This is a genomic window from Micromonospora sp. B9E7 (assembly GCF_039871815.1).
Lineage (GTDB): Bacteria > Actinomycetota > Actinomycetes > Mycobacteriales > Micromonosporaceae > Micromonospora.
Map to the genome: position 1 here is coordinate 71,577 of NZ_JBDPLX010000027.1, position 18,653 is coordinate 90,229.

The window sequence follows — 18,653 nt, forward strand, 5'->3', positions numbered from 1 at the left end:
CATGGCGAGCGAGATCAACTACGACGGGGTGACCGTCACCGAGCTGTACGAGGCGTTCACCCAGCACGGCATTCCGGCCTCGGACGCCAGCGTGCTGGTCTCATCCTGGATCTACGAGAACGTGGGCACCGCGAAGCGGGTGTTCAGCTACGCCGAGTCGTTCCCCGCGGTGGAGCCGGGCTGCGCGCCGCCACCGTTCGCCCGCACCTTCGCCCACAGCGACTGGGTCGACGGCGAGGACGTGGTGCAGGCCGGGCAGACCCCGGGGGAGCAGGGCTTCAACGAGCGGTTCCACCGCATCGAACACGACCTGGACCACCTCGGCACCGACCTGGCCAAGGCGTTCTCCTGCATGGCGGCGATGCGGGTCAGCCTGCGCCGGCTGCTCGACGAGATCCGCGCGGAGATCAACCGGCTGCACTCGACGGTGCACGAGAACAAGATCGTCCCCGGCCCGTACACGATCGAACAGATCCCCAACTACATCGGCACGCTGGACTTCGGCAAGTACATGGGCACCACGATGTTCATGGACAAGAAGGTCAGCATCTGGCAGACCAAGGCCGGCACCATCGTGCTGCCCGCCGTGGAGACCCTCGGCGTGGACGTGGTCGTCGGGCCGAAGGTCCGGGGCGCGGCCTACCTGGAGCGGTACGCCGCCGAGCACGACGACGTCCGGCAGCGCTTCCCGCGCGAGGTGAAGCTGTCGGAGTTCATCCGCGTCTTCGGCGAGGAGGAGGTGGCCGACGGTCGGCTGATCCGCGACGTGCTCAAGGTGCTGCCGGCGGACACCAGCTACCCGAGCGTGGACGCGATGCTCGGCGAGGTGAGCGAGCGGGAGGCGGTGATCGTCCGGACCACCGTCGGGGCCCAGTCGGCGGTCGCCGCCGCGCTCGGCATCGAGAGCGAGTTGGAGAACGTCGGGGACGCCGACATCGCCATGCTCAGCGGGGTGCCGACCAAGGCCCGGGCGGCGCTGGCCCGCGCCGGGATCAGCACGCTCGGCAAGTTGGCCGAGGCGCCGGCTGAGCAGGTGCTCGCCATCATGAAGGAAGCCCAGGTGCGCGCGAACGTCGGCGACGCCGCCGAGTGGACCGGGTACGCCCGGACGCTGAGCAAGCTGCGCTGAACGGTCGGTGCCGGATCCGGCGAACGGTTGATCCACGCCGCTCGCCGGGTCGGTGTGACGACACTGCGCTGGCGCGGCGATCGTCCACACCCGACCGTGGAACTCCCACGGGGCGATCCGGTGCGAGAGGCGCAGGCATGGCTGTTCACGAGGTATCGCACGACCTTCGCACCGCGGCATCGGAGATCGAGGCGGGGCAGCCTCCCCGGTACGCGTTGCGGCTGCTCGGGGGGTTCGGATTGGAGCGCGACGGGCGGGTGGTGACGGTGCCGCAGGGCGCTCGCCGACTGCTGGCCTACCTCGGCGTACGCCAGCGGTGTGGCCGCTCGGAGGCCGCCGGCACGCTCTGGCCCGGCTCGCACGAGGAGCGGGCTCGGGCCAACCTGCGCACCATGCTGTGGCGGCTGCACCGGGTGACTCCCGAGCCCTTGGTGGACGAGGACGACGGGCTGGTCCTGGCCACCGGGGTGACCAGCGACGTGGCCACGCTGGGCGCGGCGGCCACCGCCCTGCTGGCCGGCGGGTCACCGGTCGACGTCGGCCCCGGTGTGCCGGCGCTGGCGACCGGTGAGCTGCTGCCCGGCTGGTACGACGACTGGGTGCTGACCGAGCGGGAACGCCTGCGCCAGACGCAGCTGTACGCGTTGGAGGCGCTCGCCGAGCGGCTCACCACGCAGGGCCGGTTCAGCGAGGCGGTGCAGGTGGCGTTGACCGCTGTGCAGTTGGAGCCGCTGCGGGAGAGCGCCACCCGCACGTTGATCGCGGTGCACCTGGCGGAGCGCAACATCAACGAGGCGGTACGGCGGTTCGAGCTGTTCCGCGCCGACCTGGGCCGGGAGTTGGGTGTCGCCCCGACACCCTGGCTCGAACGCCTGATGCAGGCCGGCAGGTCCGGGGCCGCGCTCCCGCATCCGTGAGCGGCCGCACCGCCCATCCCGGCCGGCGCGTCGCACCCTCGTGCCTGCCCGCGCGAGACCTCGACGTGCCCACGGGGCGCGCGCGCTCCTTTGCGCTGCACCTGCGGGTCCTTTGCTCTGCACCCCGATAGGCACCGGTCGCGCACGGTAGCTGTCGCCTCCGCGGGTGCAGAGCAAAGGTGGGGCTGGGGTGGGGTTGGCGGTGACCGACGTGCGGGGGGCGGCACCCCGCACGTCGGTCATCCGGGTCAGTGCGTCGCGGGCGGGATGCTCTGCTCGTACTGGAAGACGTTGTGCGGGTCGTACTTCGCCTTGATCTTGCGCAGCCGGGGGAAGTTGCGCCCCCAGTAGGCCTTCTCCCACTCGGCCATGCCGATGTTCGGCACGTTGACGTAGGCGCCGTCGACGTAGGGCCGCAGCGCCTGGCTGAACTCGGCGATCCAGGTCTGGGCGATCGGGGTGACGGCGTCGTCGCTGTCGGGTTCGCCGCGGGTGCCCCAGCCGACGCCGGGCTCGGAGTAGAAGAGCGCGTCGCGGTGCGGGAAGGCCGCACCACCGAACGGCTCCTGCCGCTGCGCCCCCCTGCCGAAGGCCTGGGTGAAGAAGTTGCTGTCCGGCGAGGGCGACTTCTCCATGAACGCCTGGATCACGCTGACCGCCTTCGCCGGGAACGGCTCACGGGTGAACTGGGAGAAGAACTTCCACTTCGCCGGCTCGTCCTCGTTCGGGATCTGGAAGCCGGCGTAGACGTCGCCCCAGCCACCGATCTGCGTCGTGACCGTGGGGTTGCCGATCGACAGGATCGGTGCCAGCAGTTTCCTGGCCTCTGCCTCCGACCCCTCCGCGAGCACCGCGAACAGCAGGATCTCATTCGGGTGCACCTCGACCTGGGTGCCGAGGCGGGGGTCGGTGAACGGTCCGACACGCTGCCAGGCGTCGAAGACCTCGTGCAGGTCGCCGAGACCGGGCCAGGTCACCTGCAGGTAGGCGACGCTCTTCAGCGGAGCGACCTGGTAGGTCAGCGAGGTGACGATCCCGAAGTTGCCGTTGCCCGCTCCGCGCAGCGCCCAGAGCAGGTCCGGGTGGTTCCACGGGTCCACCTCGAGCACCTTCGCCCCGTCGACGCCCGCCGCCACGACGATCTCCGCGCCGATCAGGTTGTCGCAGGCCATCCCGAGGTAGCGGGTGAGGAAGCCGAAGCCGCCGCCGAGGGTCGCCCCGGAGAGGCCCACCGTCCCCTCCGTGCCGGTCGTCGCCGCGAGATCGTGCTCGCCGAGGGCGGTCACCGCCTCCGACTGGTTGAGCCCCGCGCCGACCTTCGCCGTGCGGGTGGCGGTGTCGATGTGGACGTCCTTCAGCTCGCTGACGTCGATCACGATGCCGTTGTCGACGTTCGACCAGCCTTCCAGGTTGTGTCGGCCACTGCGTACCCGCAGCGCGACGTCGTGCTGCCGCGCCCAGGTGAGCGCGTTGACCACGTCCCGGGTCTCCTGAGCGAAGACGATGACCAGCGGATAGTGCACGAACAACTCGTCCCAACCGAGGCTGGCCTCCGCGTAGTCGGGGCTCTGCGGGCGGACGATCCGGCCGGTCAGCTCGGCCGGTGGGAACTTCGCGTCGGAGGGCCACCCGGGACCGTCGGCGGCGATTGCCGAGCTGCCGGCGATCACGCTCGGGATGGCGACCGCTCCGGCGCCGACGGCCGTCGCCCTGAGCAGATCGCGACGGGAAAGGTCGCGCATGGTCCGAATCCTCTCGATTGGTGACACGCCCGAAAGATGAACCGAGAGGGGCATTTCCCTCTCATCTGGCGCAAACCAACCGTAAGGCCCGAGGCTTCCTGGCAGATCCGAGAACTTGTCACGGAACCCAGTCGGGTGATGCGACCGCCGTCAGTTCGGGGCGGGCTGGTCCAGGATGGCGCTGAACCGCTCCTCGGCAAGGTCGAGCTGGGCGAAGATGTGCCGCTTCACGGCCGGCGACAACGGGGTGTCCGGCCGGCCGATCAGGTCCCGGAACAGCGGCACCAACGGCCGGTACTTCCGGGCCGACGAGACGACCTTCGGCCCGACCGTGTGGATCACGCCCACCCCGTTGTCGGTGAAGTCCGACACCTTGATCACCCGAGCCCAGGGCTCCCGGTCCAGGCTGACCGCCAGGTGCTCCCGGTACTGCGCGTTGCGGTCCCGCTCGGGGTCGTACACCGGGTTGGTGACGGCGGCGACCAGGGTGGCCACCCGCGGCCCGAACCGCGCGGCGAGCGCGCGCAACGCGGCCCCGGTCGGGTCGGCCCCCGGGTCGCCGTCGGCCAGCTCCGTCGGGTGGTCCTCGACCGCGTCGTGCAGCAGACCGGCGACGATCACGTCCACGTCCCGCACCTGGTAGTGGTGCATCAACCGGATCGCCACCCGCAACAGGTGGTTCAGGTACGGCTCACGGACCCGTCGGTCGTCGCGGTGCAGGTCGGCGGCGAGATCGAGCGCGGCGGTCAACCGCGCCCGGGCGGCGTCGTCGAACTGCTGGACCTCCAACCGGAAACGCTCCAGCAGGCCCGGTTCGCCGTGGATCTCGGTGATCGCGTGCATCGGCATGCTGCCCAGGTGCGGCGGGAAGTCCATGCGTCACTTATAGCCGATCATCACCACATCGATGAGCCCCTACGTCGCCGACCCGACGGTGAGTCGGCGGCGATCCCGGTTGTCGCCGTCTGCTATCCCGTCAACTCGGCGCGGTACGCGGCGACCGCCCACGGCACCGCCAGCTCACTCGGGAGCGCCCCCCGCTCGGCTGCCCGACGCAGCACGTCGACCACGCCCCGCAGGTGACGGACCCGTTCCCCGCCCTCGCCGACAACTGTCACCAGGTCACCGTCGAGCAGCCGGGGCTCGGGGGCGGCCCGCAACGCGTCCAGCAGCGCGGTGAACGGCGCGGTACGGGCCAGCGGTGCGATCAACGGCACCCCGGCCGGGTCGGCCCGGTGCGCGAGCAGGTTCTCCAGCAGTCCCGACCGCCCCGGCACCCGGCGGGTCACCACGTCCCCGGGCAGCCGCAACCGGTCCGTCGGGTATTCCAGCACCGCCTGACCGGCCGTACCGGTCACCACGACCTCGCCGGCCACGAACTCCTCGGCGGCCAGCGACACCGCCGCCAGCATCGGCGGGCCGGCGCGGAACAGGACCCGCAGCACCGCGGTGTCCTCCACCTCGATCGGGCGGACCCGGTAACGCTCCACCTCGATGGCCACCGGCCAGGGTGTCGCCCCGCCGAGCGCCTCGGCGACGGCCAGGCACTGCATCACCGCGTGCGCGAGCGGGTTGGCCAGCGCGCCGTCCAGCACCGGTCGGCCGTCCAGGGTCCGACGACCGGCCCAGGGGGAGCGGGCGTAGTAGGCATCCGGCCGTTGCCACGCGGCCACGGTGGAGATACCGGTGACGGTGCCCAGTCGGCCCGCGGCCAGCGCGTCGGTCAGCGCGGTGAGGGCCGCCGAACCGAGCGCCTGGAAGCCGACCTGGGCCACCCGTCCGGCGGCGGCGAGCGCCCAGGTCAGCTCCTCGTGCTCCGCGAGCGACAGCACCGGAGGCTTCTCCAACAGCAGGTCCGCGCCGGTGGCCAGCGCGTCGCGGGCGATCGCCAGGTGGGTGTGCGGCGGCGTGCAGATCACCACCACCTCCGGCCGGGTGGCGGCGAGCATCGCCCGGTGGTCGGTGAACACCTGGACGCCAGGAGGCACCGGTGCCGCCGGATCGTCCTCCACCGGCCGGACGTCGACCAGGGCGACCAGCCGCAGCCGGCGGTCGGCGTGCAGCGGCGCGAGCACCCGCCGATGCCAGCGGCCGTGCCCGTTCGCCCCGATCACCGCCACCCGGGGCGGCGTCGTCGTCCCGTTCACCACCAACCGGCCAGGGTCGGCCCGGTCATCGGGCACCGGCCAGGGTGGCCTCGACGCCGTGTCGTTCCAGTGCCGTCAACCAGGCGACCACGTCGGCGCGGACCTCGTCGTCCTCGGCGACCTCCACCGGGATGACCTCACGCAGCGCGAAGAGCGCGTCGACCGCGCCCGCCGGGCTCTGCCTGCCGGCGTCCAGCGCCGCGCGGATCGGCCCGGCGAGGGGATCCTGCAACGGCAACGGCTGCCCGTCGTCGGCGTACCCCAGCGCGAAGCGCAACCAGGACGCCACGACCAGCGCGCCCCAGCGCGCGGACCGGCCGGTCGCGCGCAGGTCGACGATGGTGTGCAGGACGCGCTGCGGCAGCTTCTGCGAGCCGTCCATCGCCACCTGCAGGGTGCGGTGGCGGATCGCCGGGTTGCCGAACCGGGCGAGGACCTCCTCGCCGTAGTCGACCACCCGGACCCCGTCCGGTGGGGTGAAGCTCGCCGCGACGTCCTCGGCGATCAGCCGGCGCAGCACGTCGCCCAGGTGCGGGATCTCCAGTGCGTCGGCGACGGTCTCCCGACCGGCCAGCGCGCCCAGGTACGCCGTCGCCGAGTGCACGCCGTTGAGGGCGCGCAGCTTCAACCGCTCCCACGGGCCGGCGTCGTCGGTGAGCACCGCCCCGGCGTGCTCCCAGCCCGGCCGGCCGCCGGGGAAGTCGTCCTCGATCACCCACTGCGCGTACGGTTCGGCGGCGACCGCCGCCAGGTCGGTCACGCCGAGCGCCCGGCGTACCGCCTCGATCGTCTCCGGGGTGCTGGCCGGGACGATGCGGTCCACCATGGTGCCCGGGCAGGAGACGTTGGCGGCCACCCAGTCGACCAGCTGGCTGGGCACCCCGGCGGCACGACCGACCGTCTGGTCGAGCATGCCCCGCAGCCGACGGCCGTTGGCCGGGAGGTTGTCGCAGCTGACCAGGGCCACCGGCCCGGCGTCCGCGGCGGCCCGCGCGGCCAGCCCGCGCAGCAGCAGCCCCGGCACCGTGCTCGGCGGACGGCCGCCGGCCAGGTCCGCGGCGAGCGCCGAATCGGGGGACAGCTGGCCGGTCACCGGGTCGAGCTGGTACGCCTTCTCGGTGACCGTCAGGGTCACCACGCGCACCGCCGGATCGGCGAGCAGCGCCACCACGGCGTCCGGGTCGCTGGCCGCATGCCGTACGCCGCTCAGCGCGCCCACCACCCGGGTGGCGCTGCCGGTGGCGGAGAGGGCGCTGACGGTGAACAGGTTGTCCTGGGCGGCGAGCGCCTCGACCACGGCGGTGCTGCGCGGCGCGACGGCCATGATGCCCCAGTCGCCGCCGGCCGCGCCGACCGCCGCCTCGGTGAAGACCGCCTGGTGGGCCCGGTGGAACGCGCCCAACCCCAGGTGTACGACGCCGGTCGGCACCGTCCCCGGCCGGATCAGGGGGCGGGCCTCGACGGGAAGGTGGCGCAACCTGCCCAGGCCGAGCCGGGACGCGCCGACGGTCACCGCCACGCCGGGCCGTCCGGGAAGCGGAACTCGGCGATCGACGCCGGCTTCATGGTGGCGCTGTAACCGGCCCGCTCGGGCAGGAGGTAACGGCCACCGCGGGTACGAACCGGGTCGACGAAGTGCTCGTGCAGGTGGTCGACGTACTCGATCATCCGCCCATCGAGCGCGGCACCCACCCGCAGGTAGTCGAAGATCGCCAGGTGTTGGACGTACTCGCAGAGGCCGACTCCACCGGCGTGCGGGCAGACCGGCACCCCGAACTTTGCCGCCAGCAGCAGCTCGGCCAGGACCTCGTTGACGCCGCCGACGCGGCACGCGTCGACCTGCATCACGCCGATCGCCTCGGCCTGCAACAACTGCTTGAAGATCACCCGGTTGGCGGCGACCTCACCGGTGGCGACCCGGCACCGACCGCCGGTCAGCTCGGTCACCGCGCGGGCGATCCGGGCGTGGCCCAGGATGTCGTCGGCGTGGGTCGGTTCCTCGATCCAGTACGGGTCGACCTCGGCCAGTGTGGCCATCGCGGTGATCGCCTCGTCGACGTCCCAGACCTGGTTGGCGTCCATCATCAGCAGCGCGTCCGGGCCGATCTCCTCCCGGATGATCCGGGCCCGCCGCAGGTCGTCGGCGAGCGGGCCGCCGACCTTCATCTTCATCGCACGCCAGCCGTCGTCGTACGCCTGCCGGGTGAGCGCGCGCACCTTGTCGTCCGGGTAGCCGAGCCAGCCGACCGAGGTGGTGTACGAAGCGAAACCGTCCCGGTCGAGCGTCGCCAACCGGTCGGTCAGGCCGTCGCGTCCCTTGTCGAGGATCGCCGCCGCGTCGTCCGGGGTGAGCGCGTCGCTGATGTGCTTGAAGTCGACGCTGGCGACGAGCTCGTCGGTGGGCAGCTCGGCGAGGAAGCGCCACATCGGCTTGCCGGCCAAAGTGGCCCGCAGGTCCCACACCGCGTTGACCAGCGCCCCGGTCGCCATGTGGATGACGCCCTTCTCCGGGCCCAGCCAGCGCAGCTGCACGTCGGCGCTGAGCGAGCGCCAGAACGCCACCGGCTCGGCCACGATCTCCTCGACCGTGCGCCCCCGTACGTGGTGGGCGAGCGCGCGGACCGCCGCGCAGGTGATCTCGTTGCCCCGGCCGTTGGTGAAGGTGAACCCCGCGCCGGTCGCCCCGGCGTCGGTGCCCAGCTCCACGTACGTCGCCGAGTAGTCGCCCCGGTTGATCGCGTCGGAGCCGTCGCCCCGCGCGGCGGTCGGGAACCGCACGTCGTGCACCTCGACGGAGGTGATGGTGACGGTCACTGAGCCTGCCTTTCGTTCGCGACTGCGGGGCTCCGCTGCGCCGCGCTCCCCGCGCTCACAGGTGGTGGTCCCCTCCGAAGTTGAAGACCCGCTTGGGCAGCCGGTACGCCAGGTCGACGATGGTCTCGGCCGCTTCGTCCATCGGTAGCCGGTGCTCGGCGACCAGCCGGGCCAGGAAGCCGGCGTCGACCCGGCGGGCCACGTCGTGGCGTACCGGGATGGAGCAGAACGCCCGGGTGTCGTCGACGAACCCGGCGGTGTTGTAGAAACCGGCGCTCTCGGTGACCGTCTCCCGGAACCGCCGCAGCACCTCCGGGGAGTCCAGGAACCACCAGGGCGCGCCGAGCAGCAGCGCGGCGTACCCGCCCGCGAGGGGCGCCAGCTCGCGGGTGAAGGTGTCCTCGTCGAGGGTGTACAGCACCACCCGCAGCCGGGGGTCGTTGCCGTAGCGCTCCAGCAGTGGGGCGAGCGCGTGCACGTACTCGGTGGCCTGCGGGACGTCGCCGCCGACGTCACGGCCGTGCCGGGCGTGCAGCCAGCGGTTGTGGTTGCGTACCGCGCCGGGGTGCAGCTGCATGACCAGGCCGTCGTCGAGTGACATCCGGGCGAACTCCACCAGCATGTGCGCGCGGAACGCCTCCGCGTCGGCGGCGTCGGCCTGGCCGCGTCGGCCCCGGTCGTACAGCCGCTCGGCCTCCTCCGGTGCCAGGTCCAGGGTGCGCGCGGTGGGGTGTCCGTGGTCGGAGGACGTCGCGCCGGCGGCGATGAACGCGGCGCGCCGGGCCCGCAGCGCGGCCAGGTAGCCGGCGTACGTGCCGGTGTCCTCGCCGGACCGTTCGCCGAGCCGGTCCACGTTGGTCGACCACCCCTCGAACTCCATGTCCACCACGTCGTCCGGACGGAAGGTGGTGACCACCCGTCCACCCGGACCGCCCCAGCCGTCGGCGGCGAGCTTGGCGTGCTGGCCGAGGTCGTCCAGCGGGGACTCGGTGGTCGCGAGGACCTCGATGTCGAACCGTTCGAACAGCGCTCGGGGCCGGAAGTCCGGCTCGGCGAGCCGGGCCGAGATCTCGTCGTAGAGGGTGTCGGCGGTGGCCGGGTTGAGCGGGGTGTGCACGCCGAACACGGTCCGGAAGGTCTGCTCCAGCCAGAGCCGCGACGGAGTGCCCCGGAACAGGTGCCAGTGCGCGGCGAAACGTCGCCAGATCACCCGTCCGTCGGTCTCCACCGGGCTCCCGTCCCGGGTGGGCACACCGAGGTCCGCCGGGGGTACGCCCTGACTGAGCAGCATCCGGGTCAGGTAGTGGTCGGGCACGATGAGCAGCTGCGCCGGGTCGGGGAAGGGTCGGTCCTCGGCCAGCAGCGCCGGGTCGACGTGCCCGTGCGGCGAGATGATGGGTTGCTCCGCCGCGAGGGCGTACAGCTCCCGGGCCAGCGCGCGCTGGCCCGGTTCGGGCGGCAGGAGCAGGTCGGTGTGGTCGAACGTCGGCACGGGGATGGGCCTCTCGTCTCCTGGTCAGCGGGGATTGAGCAGGTCGGCGACCCGGACGGGTCGGCCGGTCTCGAAGGACCGGTTGGCGGCCAGGCCGGTGAGCAGGGCCAACGCGCCGTCGTCGGCGGTGGCGGCGCGGTCGAGAGGGTCGGGTCGACCCCCGAAGAGCACCCCGGTCATCCGGGCGTCCGCGCCGCCGTGGCCGTGTCGGCTGCGACCCTCGACGGGGATCTGCCGGGGCGGTTGCCAGAACGGGCGCAGGGTGAGGGTCGCACCACCGCCCTCGGCCGGGGCTTCGGCGCCGTGCAGGGCGGCGCCCTTGACCGCGCCGGCGGTGCCCCGGTCGACGAAGTCGTTCTCGGTGACCTCCAGCTCCAGCCGGCCCCGACTGCCGTTGACCATCACCCGGTAACCCTCCCAGGGGGCGTACGCGGTGAGGTGGTAGGTCATCGTGGCGCCGGTGGAGTAGCGGGCGAGCACGGCCATGTCGTCCTCGATGCTGACCCCGGGGGCGAAGACGTTGCGGTCGCGCTGGTAGCCGTCCTCGGCCTCCGCGTCGAGGTACAACTCGCGTAGCCGGGGGTGCGCGTCGAGTCGCAGCGCGAACGGGTCGTCGGCGGCGGCCGGGGAGCCGTACGCCCGCTCGTAGTCGCGGGCGTAGCCGTGCCGACGACCGTCCTCGCCGTAGAAGAAGAGCCGCCCGGCCGCGTACACCTCGACGGGGGTGGCGGCCAGCCACCAGTTGACCAGGTCGAAGTGGTGGCTGGCCTTGTGCACCATCAACCCACCGGAGGTTGCCTTGTCGCGGTGCCAGCGGCGGAAGTAGTCGGCGCCGTGGCGCACGTCGAGCAGCCACTCGAAGTGCACCGACCCGATCTCGCCGACCGCGCCCTCGGCCAGCAGCCGGCGGACCTGTTCGTGCAGCGGGTTGTAGCGGTAGTTGAACGCGACAGTCACCCGACCACCGGTCTCGGTCACCGTGTCGAGGATGCGCCGGCAGCGCGGCACGTCCACGGTCATCGGCTTCTCGGTGACGACCTGCCGGCCGGCGCGCAACGCGGCCACCACGTACTCGTCGTGGGTGACGTCGACGCTGGTGACCAGGACGACGTCGACGCGTTCGGAGTCCAGCATGGCGGTGAAGTCACCGGCCGGGTACGTGGGCATCGGACGGTGACCCAGCTCGACCAACCAGCGGTTGTGCGCGTCCATCCGGGCCTGGTTGACGTCGGCGAAGGCGACCAGCTCGCTGGTGTCGGCGTGGTCGAGCACCAGGGCGCGGACGAACATCTCCGCTCGCGCGCCGGTGCCCACGACGGCGTACCGGACCCGGCCGTCGGCTCTCGGTGACATGCGGTCGCCTCTCCGGTGATCCTGCAAAGGTTTGCAGTGAAGTAATCACGATCGATGCGAGCGCGTCAACGGCGACGATGCAAACGGCGGTGAATATCCGTGTTTGCGAGGCAGTAGGTCACCAAGGGGAGTCTGGATGCAACAAAGCTGTAGCCATTCACCGTTGACACTGGCGCAACCGTTTGCATTAATGGGCCACACCCACGTGACCGCCACCACATCGGACGAAGGGGCCGCCGTGCCAGTCACCATCCGGGACGTCGCCCGGGCGTCCGGTGTGCACATCTCCACCGTGTCCCGCACCTTCTCGGCCCCGCACCTGGTCAACCCGGAGACCCGGGTCCGGGTGCTGGCCTGCGCGGAGGATCTGGGCTACCGGCCGAACCGGGCCGCGCGGGCGCTGATCACCGGGCGTACGCACAACATCGGGCTGATCATCGCGGACATCGCGAACCCGTTCTTTCCGCCGCTGATCAAGGCGGCGGAGAGTCAGGCCCGGCACCGCGACTACCACGTGTTCGTGGCGGACACCAACGAGGACCCGACCGCGGAGGAAGAGCTGGTCCACGCGCTGGCCAAGCAGGTGGACGGGGTGCTGCTGTGCAGTCCACGGATGAGCAACAGCCTGATCGAGCAGCTCAGCCGTGAGGTGCCGCTGGTGGTGGTGAACCGCCAGGTGACCGGCCTGCCCTGCGTACTGATGGACGTCGGGCAGGGTGCCCGGACGGCGATCGAGCACCTGGTCGGCCTGGGGCACCGCAGCATCGCGTTGCTCGGTGGCCCGCGCAGTTCGTGGACCAACCGGGAAATGCGCCGAGCCGCCGGCGCAGCCGCCCGAGCGGGCGGCGCGGAACTGACCGTGCTCGGCCCGAACGCGCCCACCGAGACCGGCGGCTCCGCCGTCGCCGAGCAGGTGCGGCGCAGCGGTGTGTCGGCCGTGCTCGCCTACAACGACCTGATGGCGATCGGCCTCATCGAAGGGCTGGACGCGCTCGGGGTCCGGGTGCCGCAGGAGGTGAGTGTCGTCGGGGTCGACGACATCACCCTGAGCCGGCTCACCCGACCCAAACTGACGACGGTGGCCACACCCACCGGGGCCGCCGGCCGGACGGCCGTCGACATGCTGCTGCAACAGGACACCGAGTCACCGCGCGGCGCGCGAGGGCTGGGTGCCGGCACGGCGCTCGGCGTCCGTCGTACCACCGCACAGGTAATGCTCCAGACCGACCTGGTCATCCGCGACTCGACCGGCCCGGGCCCGCACGCCCGACCGGCACGTCCCCTGGCCGCGCCGCAGGGCCCGGACCCGCATTGCCCTGCGGGCCCGGGCATCCCGACCGCGGCCACCGGTGACGCCGTCGCCTCCTAATGCCGAGGAGTGAGCGCACATGCACCCCGCAACGCCCCCCACCACTGACGCGCCCGTCGGGCGCGCTCACCGTACCGCGCTGCCTCGGCGGCGCCTGCTGCGTGGCCTGCTGGCCGTGACGGTCGCCGCACCGCTGATGTTCGGGGCTGCCGCCTGTGGCGGAGACGACGAGCCCTCCGCCGATCCGAACGCCCCGGTCAAGCTCTCCGTCTTCTGGTGGGGCGGCGACGCCCGGGCCAAGCTGACCGAGGACGCGTTGGCTCTCTACACCGCCAAGCACCCGAACGTGACCTTCGAGAAGACCTGGCAGGCCAACCAGGGCTACTTCGACAAGCTGGCCACGCTCACCGCCGGCGGCAACCCGCCGGACCTGTTCCAGATCGACGACAACTACCTCGCCGAGTACGCGGCCCGCAACACCACGCTGGACCTGACCTCGTACCAGAAGTCCGGCAAGCTGGACACCTCCAAGTTCCCCGAGAGCCTCTGGCAGTACGGCGTGGTCGACGGCAAGCTGGCCGGCCTCGCCGCCGGGGAGAACACCCAGGGCCTGGTCTACAACAAGACGCTGTTGACCAAGAACAACCTGCCCGAGCCGACCACCGGGATGACCTGGGAGCAGCACATTGCCTGGGCCGAGGAGGTGTCGAAGAAGACCGGCGTGCCCGGCACGCAGGACCCGAGCGCCGACTACAAGGCGTTCTGGGTGTGGCTGCGCCAGCAGGGCAAGGACCTCTACAAGGGCTCCGAGCTGGGCTTCACCGCCGAGGACGTGACCAGGTGGTTCGACCTGTGGAAGGGTGCCCGAGACCGCAGGGCCACCCCGACCGCCGACGTCATCCACGAGGGCAACTCCAGCGACGTCACCAAGCAGCTGGTGGTCACCGGCAAGTCGGCGACCTCCTGGGTCTGGGCCAACCAGATGCCGGACCTGAAGAAGAACACCAAGGACGAGCTGGGCGTGATCGCCTACCCCGGTGACCCCAGCGCGCAGTGGGCCCGGGCCTCGATGTACTGGTCGGTGTTCAAGGGCAGCAAGAACAAGGACGTCGCGGTCGACGTGATCAACTTCCTGAACAACGACCAGGAAGCGGTCAAGCTGCTCGGCACCGACCGCGGCCTACCGTCCAACCTGGACCTGCGCCGGGTGGTCAGCGACGACACCACCGACCCGGCCATGAGGCAGTCCATCGCCGTCGAGGCGGAGCTGACCCAGAAGTTCGGCAAGTCCCCGCAGGTGCCGATCAAGGGGCACAGCAAGGTCAAGTCGGAGCTGATCAAGGCCGCCGAGAACGCGCAGTACGGCCGGGCCACCCCCGCCGAGGCCGCCGGCCAATTCGTCGAGGCGTGCAAGTCCGCCATCGCCTGACCGCCGCACCAGGCGCGGAGAGGAGCTGTTCGTGGCGTTGACCACGGCGCCCGACCCGACCCGACGCGGCTCCGGAACCGACCGGGCCCACACCGACAGGCGTGGGCCCGGCCGCCTCCGGCACAGCGAAGGTCTGGCGGGGTACGTCTTCCTGTCGCCGTGGCTCATCGGGCTGATGGGTGTCACGGCGATCCCCATGCTGTTGTCGCTCTACCTGAGCTTCACCAACTACGACATCCTCACCCCGTTCTCCGAGGTGGAGTGGGTGGGGCTGGCCAACTACGAGCGGATGTTCACCGCCGACCCGTCGTACTGGCACGCGGTGCGGGTCACCCTGACCTTCGCGCTGGTCGCCGTACCCCTGAAGCTCGCCGCCGCCCTCGGTGTGGCCCTGCTGCTCAACCGCGCCTGGCGCGGGGTCGGGCTGTTCCGGGGCCTGTTCTACCTGCCGTCGCTGCTCGGTGGCAGCGTCGCGCTGGCCATCGTCTGGGTCAACATGTTCAACCGCGACGGCGCGTTCAACTCGCTGCTGAGCCTCTTCGGCATCACCGGCAAACCGTGGGTCAACGACCCCGACTGGGCCCTGGAGACGCTGATGGTGCTGGCCATCTGGCAGTTCGGCGCGCCGATGGTGATCTTCCTGGCCGGGCTCAAGCAGGTGCCCACCGAACTCTACGAGGCCGCCTCGGTCGACGGGGCCGGCCGGTTCCGCCAGTTCCGCAACGTCACCCTGCCGATGCTCTCCCCGGTCATCTTCTTCAACCTGGTGCTGGAGACCATCAACGGGTTCCAGGGCTTCACCGCCGCGTTCGTGCTCAGCAACGGCACCGGCGGCCCGGTCGACTCCACCCTGATGTACACGCTGAACCTCTACATCACCGGCTTCACCGAACTCGACATGGGCTACGCCTCGGCGATGGCCTGGGTCTTCCTGCTCGCCATCGCGCTGATCACCGCGATCTTCTTCAGCACCGGACGGTTCTGGGTGCACTACTCCGACGGGGAGGACCGGTGATGGTGGCGGTGGCCCCGACGAACGCAGCGCCGACCACAGCGCCCCCGAACGCGCGCCGACGGCCCGGCGGCCGGCCGGTGCTGCGGCTGCTGATCCTGGTGGCGATCGTCGCCGTGGTGCTCTACCCACTGATCTGGATGATCGGGACCTCGGTGAAGTCCCAGGAGGAGATCGTCAACAACCTCGGGCTGCTGCCCGAGCGGTTCACCCCGGGCAACTACACCGCCGGATGGTCCAACTTCGACGTCAGCTTCGGTCGGTTCTTCCTCAACAGCGCCATGGTCAGCCTGCTCACCGTCGTCGGCAACGGGCTCTCCTGCCTGCTGGCCGCGTACGCCTTCGCCCGGCTGCGGTTCCGGCTGCGCGGCATGTGGTTCGCCGTGATGATCGGCACGCTGCTGCTGCCCCAGCACGTCCTGATCGTGCCGCAGTACATCCTGTTCCGGACGCTGGGGCTGGTCGGCGGCGAGTGGCCGTACATGCCGCTGCTCATCCCGCAGTTCCTGGCCACCGAGGCGTTCTTCGTCTTCCTGATGGTGCAGTTCATGCGGGGTGTTCCGCGTGAGCTGGACGAGGCGGCCCGGATCGACGGCGCCGGCCCGTTCGGCATCTTCCGACACATCATCCTGCCGCTGAGCCGCCCGGCGCTGGTCACCACGGCGATCTTCTCGTTCATCTGGACCTGGAACGACTTCTTCCGCCAACTGGTCTTCCTGTCCCAACTGGAGGACTACACCGTGCCTGTCGCGCTGACCCTCTTCATCGACTCGACCAGCCAGAGCGCGGTCGGGCCGATGTTCGCCATGTCGGTGCTGTCGTTGCTGCCGGTCTTCCTGTTCTTCGTCGCGTTCCAGCGGATGCTCGTCGAGGGGATCAACACCAGTGGCATCAAGGGCTGAACCTGCCGACGGTGGCGGGCGGCGGGACTGGCGCGACGTCGTCCGCGACGCCGCCGACCTCGCGTTGCTCGGCATCCTGCTGACCCTCGCCGCCATGCCAGTGCTCACCGCCGCTTCTGCGGCGGGTACGGCCAGCGCGGCCCTGCACGACTGGACGCGTACCGGCAGTTGGCCGTCCGCGCGGACCACAGTGCGCCGCTTCGGCCGCTCGGTGCTGCCCGGTGCGCCGGTCAGCCTGCTCGCGCTCGCCGTGGCCGGGCTGCTCGCCGCGGACCTGGCGGCCCTGGCCACCGGTCGGGTGCCGGGTGGCACGGTGGCGCTGCTGGTGACGGCACTGGTCGTGGCCGGCCTGGCCGGGTACGCCGGGCTGGTCGTCGTCGAGGTGGGCGGCAACGGGGGCGGGCGGTGGCGGGCTTCGGCCCGGTCCGCCGCCTGCGCCTGCCTCGACGCACCCACCCGGTGGGCCGCGCTCACCGGGGTCGTCGCGCTGGCCGGACTGCTCGCCGTCCTGGTCACCCCGGTCGCGGTGCCGATCCTCGCCGGATACACCCTGGCCGCCCTGCACGCCGTCACCAACCGCCGGCCGGTCGCCGCTGCCGTCACCCCCGGTCGGCGGGAGACGACCGACCTCACCGGCCACCGGTCGGTCTCGGCCGGCCTCGCCGGCCACCGGTCGGTCTCCGCCCACCCGGAGTTGCCGTGAGTGGGGCGCAGGAGCCGGCGCGGCTGCTGGTCGGCGGCACCGAGGTGGCCCGGTACGTCATCGACCCGGCGCTTGACGCGCGGCACGGTCCCCGGCCGTACCTGCACCCGGTACGCACCCTCGGCGGCACGGTGGTCACCGACGCGCTGCCCGCCGACCACGTCTGGCACCTCGGCGCCTCCCTGGCGGTGCAGGACGTCAACGGCAGCAACCTCTGGGGCGGGCGCACCTACGTGCGCGACGTCGGCTACACCTGGCGCGACGACCACGGCGTCATCACGCACACCGGCGAGGTCGAGCGGTCCCCGGGCCGGTACGTCCACGATCTCCAGTGGCGCGACCGGGCCGGGGAGGTCCTGCTGACCGAGCGTCGCTGGCTCGCCGCTTCGGTGCTCGCGCCGGACGTCTGGCGGCTCGACCTGGAGTCCGTCCTCGTCGCACCGGACGACCGGGAGGTGCGTCTGGGCAGCCCGGCCACCAACGGACGCCCGGGCGGGGCCGGCTACGGCGGATTCTTCTGGCGGGCCGTCGCCGACGGCGAACCGGAGGTGTTCACCGCCGACGCCGCCGGGGAGGAGACCGTCAACGGCAGCGCGGCACCGTGGCTCGCGCTGACCGGCGTCGGGTCGGGCGGTGGGGCGTACACCCTGGTCTTTGCGGGTCTTGGCCGGGGCGACAGGTGGTTCGTGCGGACCGGGATGTATCCGGGGGTCTGTGTGGCGTTCGCGTTCGACCGTCCGGCGGTGCTGCCGGTCGGTGGGAGCCGGCACGGCCGGTACCAGGTGTGGGTGGCCGACGGAACTCTCGACCGGGCCGCCGTCGCCGCCCTGGCTCGCTCGGGTTGACCATGAAGTTGTCGCCACGACGCGCCGACCGAGGTGGCGACAACTTCATGATCAACGGGGCGGGGAGCGGGTGGGTAGCGCGGCGGTGACCCGGACGGCCTTGACGATCGCCGGGATCGAGCCGATCAGCAGCACCAACCCCCAGATGATCGCGATGATCGCGAAGACCAGCGCCGCCACGTCGTCGACGATGCTGACCAGGATCACCGGCACCAGGTTGTGCAGGAACTCCAGCACGACAGTGCACAGCAGGGTGGTGAGGATCAGCAGGACGAGACCCTTGTTCTGCAGGAACCGGGGCTGGGCCAGCACCAGCAGCCCGGCCCACACCAGCTTGAGCAGCAGCACCAGCCCGAGCAGCACCGCCGCGTCGCCGACCGGGAAGAACCCCCACAGGGCCAGGTACGCCAGGGTGCCGAACGGGACGGCCAGGAACAGCGACACCATGATCATTAGTTCCACGAACGCGATGAGCAGCGCGATCAGCCCCACGATGATCAGGATGATCGAGAAGATCAGGCTGGCGACGCCCTGCACCCGACCCTGGACCCGTTCGGGCAGCAGCAGACCCAGGCAGAACAGCCCGGTGCTCCAGACCGCCACCGCGTCGATCAACGCCAGGTAGCCGGTGCCCCGGCCGGACGGCTCGCTGACCCCGGACACGTCGTCGATCTCCACGTCCAACGCTCCGGCGCTGTCCGCGAGCGCCGCCCCGGCGTCGCCGCCGCCGATCAGCAGCCCGGCGCCCAGCTCCACCCCGATCGCCAGGACGATGGCGAGCATGGCCAGCAGCAGGAACGGTTTACGCAGCTCACCCACGGCAGCGCCTCCTCTCAATTCAGCACGCACGACGGCAGGT

At 71.4% G+C, this 18,653-nt stretch carries 16 protein-coding genes; 8 read left to right on the forward strand and 8 right to left on the reverse strand.

The features are described from left to right. Position 1 precedes the first annotated feature (1 nt). Positions 2 to 1,129 carry a hypothetical protein gene (locus ABGB10_RS29960; RefSeq protein ID WP_347664341.1) on the forward strand — a complete coding sequence of 376 codons (1,128 nt, stop codon included), beginning with the start codon at positions 2 to 4 and terminating at the stop codon, positions 1,127 to 1,129. A 137-nt stretch (positions 1,130 to 1,266) separates the two neighbouring features. Next, positions 1,267 to 2,046, forward strand: coding sequence for a BTAD domain-containing putative transcriptional regulator (locus ABGB10_RS29965; protein ID WP_347664342.1), 780 nt, complete (start codon positions 1,267 to 1,269; stop codon positions 2,044 to 2,046). A 248-nt stretch (positions 2,047 to 2,294) separates the two neighbouring features. Here ABGB10_RS29965 and ABGB10_RS29970 read toward each other — a convergent pair whose 3' ends face one another. The 7 genes from ABGB10_RS29970 to ABGB10_RS30000 form a co-directional block, all read right to left on the reverse strand. Further along, positions 2,295 to 3,788 (reverse strand): FAD-binding oxidoreductase, encoded by a 1,494-nt coding sequence (locus ABGB10_RS29970; protein ID WP_347664343.1) that lies wholly within the window; start codon positions 3,786 to 3,788, stop codon positions 2,295 to 2,297. A gap of 150 nt (positions 3,789 to 3,938) precedes the next feature. Then, entirely contained in the window at positions 3,939 to 4,664 is a 726-nt protein-coding gene (locus ABGB10_RS29975; RefSeq protein WP_347664344.1) for an HD domain-containing protein, read from the reverse strand. Positions 4,665 to 4,756: 92 nt separating this feature from the next. Next, on the reverse strand, positions 4,757 to 5,971 hold the full coding sequence (locus ABGB10_RS29980; RefSeq protein ID WP_347664345.1) for a Gfo/Idh/MocA family oxidoreductase: 1,215 nt from the start codon (positions 5,969 to 5,971) through the stop codon (positions 4,757 to 4,759). Then, a complete protein-coding gene (locus ABGB10_RS29985) occupies positions 5,961 to 7,454 on the reverse strand; it encodes a mannitol dehydrogenase family protein (protein ID WP_347664346.1) in 1,494 nt (497 codons plus the stop codon). Before ABGB10_RS29985 ends, ABGB10_RS29980 begins: the two co-directional genes overlap by 11 nt. Then, positions 7,445 to 8,749, reverse strand: a complete 1,305-nt coding sequence (locus ABGB10_RS29990; protein ID WP_347664347.1) for an enolase C-terminal domain-like protein — start codon at positions 8,747 to 8,749, stop codon at positions 7,445 to 7,447. Before ABGB10_RS29990 ends, ABGB10_RS29985 begins: the two co-directional genes overlap by 10 nt. A 55-nt stretch (positions 8,750 to 8,804) precedes the next feature. Then, a complete protein-coding gene (gene uxaC / locus ABGB10_RS29995) occupies positions 8,805 to 10,241 on the reverse strand; it encodes a glucuronate isomerase (RefSeq protein WP_347664348.1) in 1,437 nt (478 codons plus the stop codon). 24 nt (positions 10,242 to 10,265) lie between these two features. Further along, entirely contained in the window at positions 10,266 to 11,594 is a 1,329-nt protein-coding gene (locus tag ABGB10_RS30000; protein ID WP_347664349.1) for a Gfo/Idh/MocA family oxidoreductase, read from the reverse strand. Positions 11,595 to 11,832: 238 nt separating this feature from the next. Here ABGB10_RS30000 and ABGB10_RS30005 point away from each other — a divergent pair, with 238 nt between their 5' ends. Genes ABGB10_RS30005 through ABGB10_RS30030 form a run of 6 tightly spaced genes read left to right on the forward strand, consistent with a single transcriptional unit; the run spans position 11,833 to position 17,794 of the window. After that, positions 11,833 to 12,963 (forward strand): LacI family DNA-binding transcriptional regulator, encoded by a 1,131-nt coding sequence (locus ABGB10_RS30005; RefSeq protein WP_347664350.1) that lies wholly within the window; start codon positions 11,833 to 11,835, stop codon positions 12,961 to 12,963. 19 nt (positions 12,964 to 12,982) lie between these two features. Continuing rightward, on the forward strand, positions 12,983 to 14,332 hold the full coding sequence (locus ABGB10_RS30010) for an extracellular solute-binding protein (RefSeq protein WP_347664351.1): 1,350 nt from the start codon (positions 12,983 to 12,985) through the stop codon (positions 14,330 to 14,332). 31 nt (positions 14,333 to 14,363) lie between these two features. Next, positions 14,364 to 15,347: a sugar ABC transporter permease gene (locus ABGB10_RS30015; protein WP_347664352.1), complete on the forward strand. Its 984-nt coding sequence runs from the start codon at positions 14,364 to 14,366 to the stop codon at positions 15,345 to 15,347. Continuing rightward, a complete protein-coding gene (locus tag ABGB10_RS30020; protein WP_347664353.1) occupies positions 15,347 to 16,246 on the forward strand; it encodes a carbohydrate ABC transporter permease in 900 nt (299 codons plus the stop codon). The genes ABGB10_RS30015 and ABGB10_RS30020 overlap by 1 nt, the downstream gene beginning before the upstream one ends. Beyond that, entirely contained in the window at positions 16,230 to 16,949 is a 720-nt protein-coding gene (locus tag ABGB10_RS30025; protein ID WP_347664354.1) for a hypothetical protein, read from the forward strand. The genes ABGB10_RS30020 and ABGB10_RS30025 overlap by 17 nt, the downstream gene beginning before the upstream one ends. Then, the gene (locus ABGB10_RS30030; RefSeq protein WP_347664355.1) at positions 16,946 to 17,794 is read left to right on the forward strand and encodes a PmoA family protein; all 849 of its coding nucleotides are present in this window, start codon (positions 16,946 to 16,948) and stop codon (positions 17,792 to 17,794) included. Before ABGB10_RS30025 ends, ABGB10_RS30030 begins: the two co-directional genes overlap by 4 nt. 51 nt (positions 17,795 to 17,845) lie before the next feature. Here ABGB10_RS30030 and ABGB10_RS30035 read toward each other — a convergent pair whose 3' ends face one another. Continuing rightward, on the reverse strand, positions 17,846 to 18,613 hold the full coding sequence (locus ABGB10_RS30035) for a hypothetical protein (RefSeq protein WP_347664356.1): 768 nt from the start codon (positions 18,611 to 18,613) through the stop codon (positions 17,846 to 17,848). Positions 18,614 to 18,653: the final 40 nt, after the last annotated feature.

Coding starts and splice junctions, on each gene's coding strand:
- ABGB10_RS29960 (WP_347664341.1), top strand. CDS start 2: ATGGCGAGCGAGATCAACTACGACGGGGTGACCGTCACCGAGCTGTAC.
- ABGB10_RS29965 (WP_347664342.1), top strand. CDS start 1,267: ATGGCTGTTCACGAGGTATCGCACGACCTTCGCACCGCGGCATCGGAG.
- ABGB10_RS29970 (WP_347664343.1), bottom strand. CDS start 3,788: ATGCGCGACCTTTCCCGTCGCGATCTGCTCAGGGCGACGGCCGTCGGC.
- ABGB10_RS29975 (WP_347664344.1), bottom strand. CDS start 4,664: ATGGACTTCCCGCCGCACCTGGGCAGCATGCCGATGCACGCGATCACC.
- ABGB10_RS30000 (WP_347664349.1), bottom strand. CDS start 11,594: ATGTCACCGAGAGCCGACGGCCGGGTCCGGTACGCCGTCGTGGGCACC.
- ABGB10_RS30010 (WP_347664351.1), top strand. CDS start 12,983: ATGCACCCCGCAACGCCCCCCACCACTGACGCGCCCGTCGGGCGCGCT.
- ABGB10_RS30020 (WP_347664353.1), top strand. CDS start 15,347: ATGGTGGCGGTGGCCCCGACGAACGCAGCGCCGACCACAGCGCCCCCG.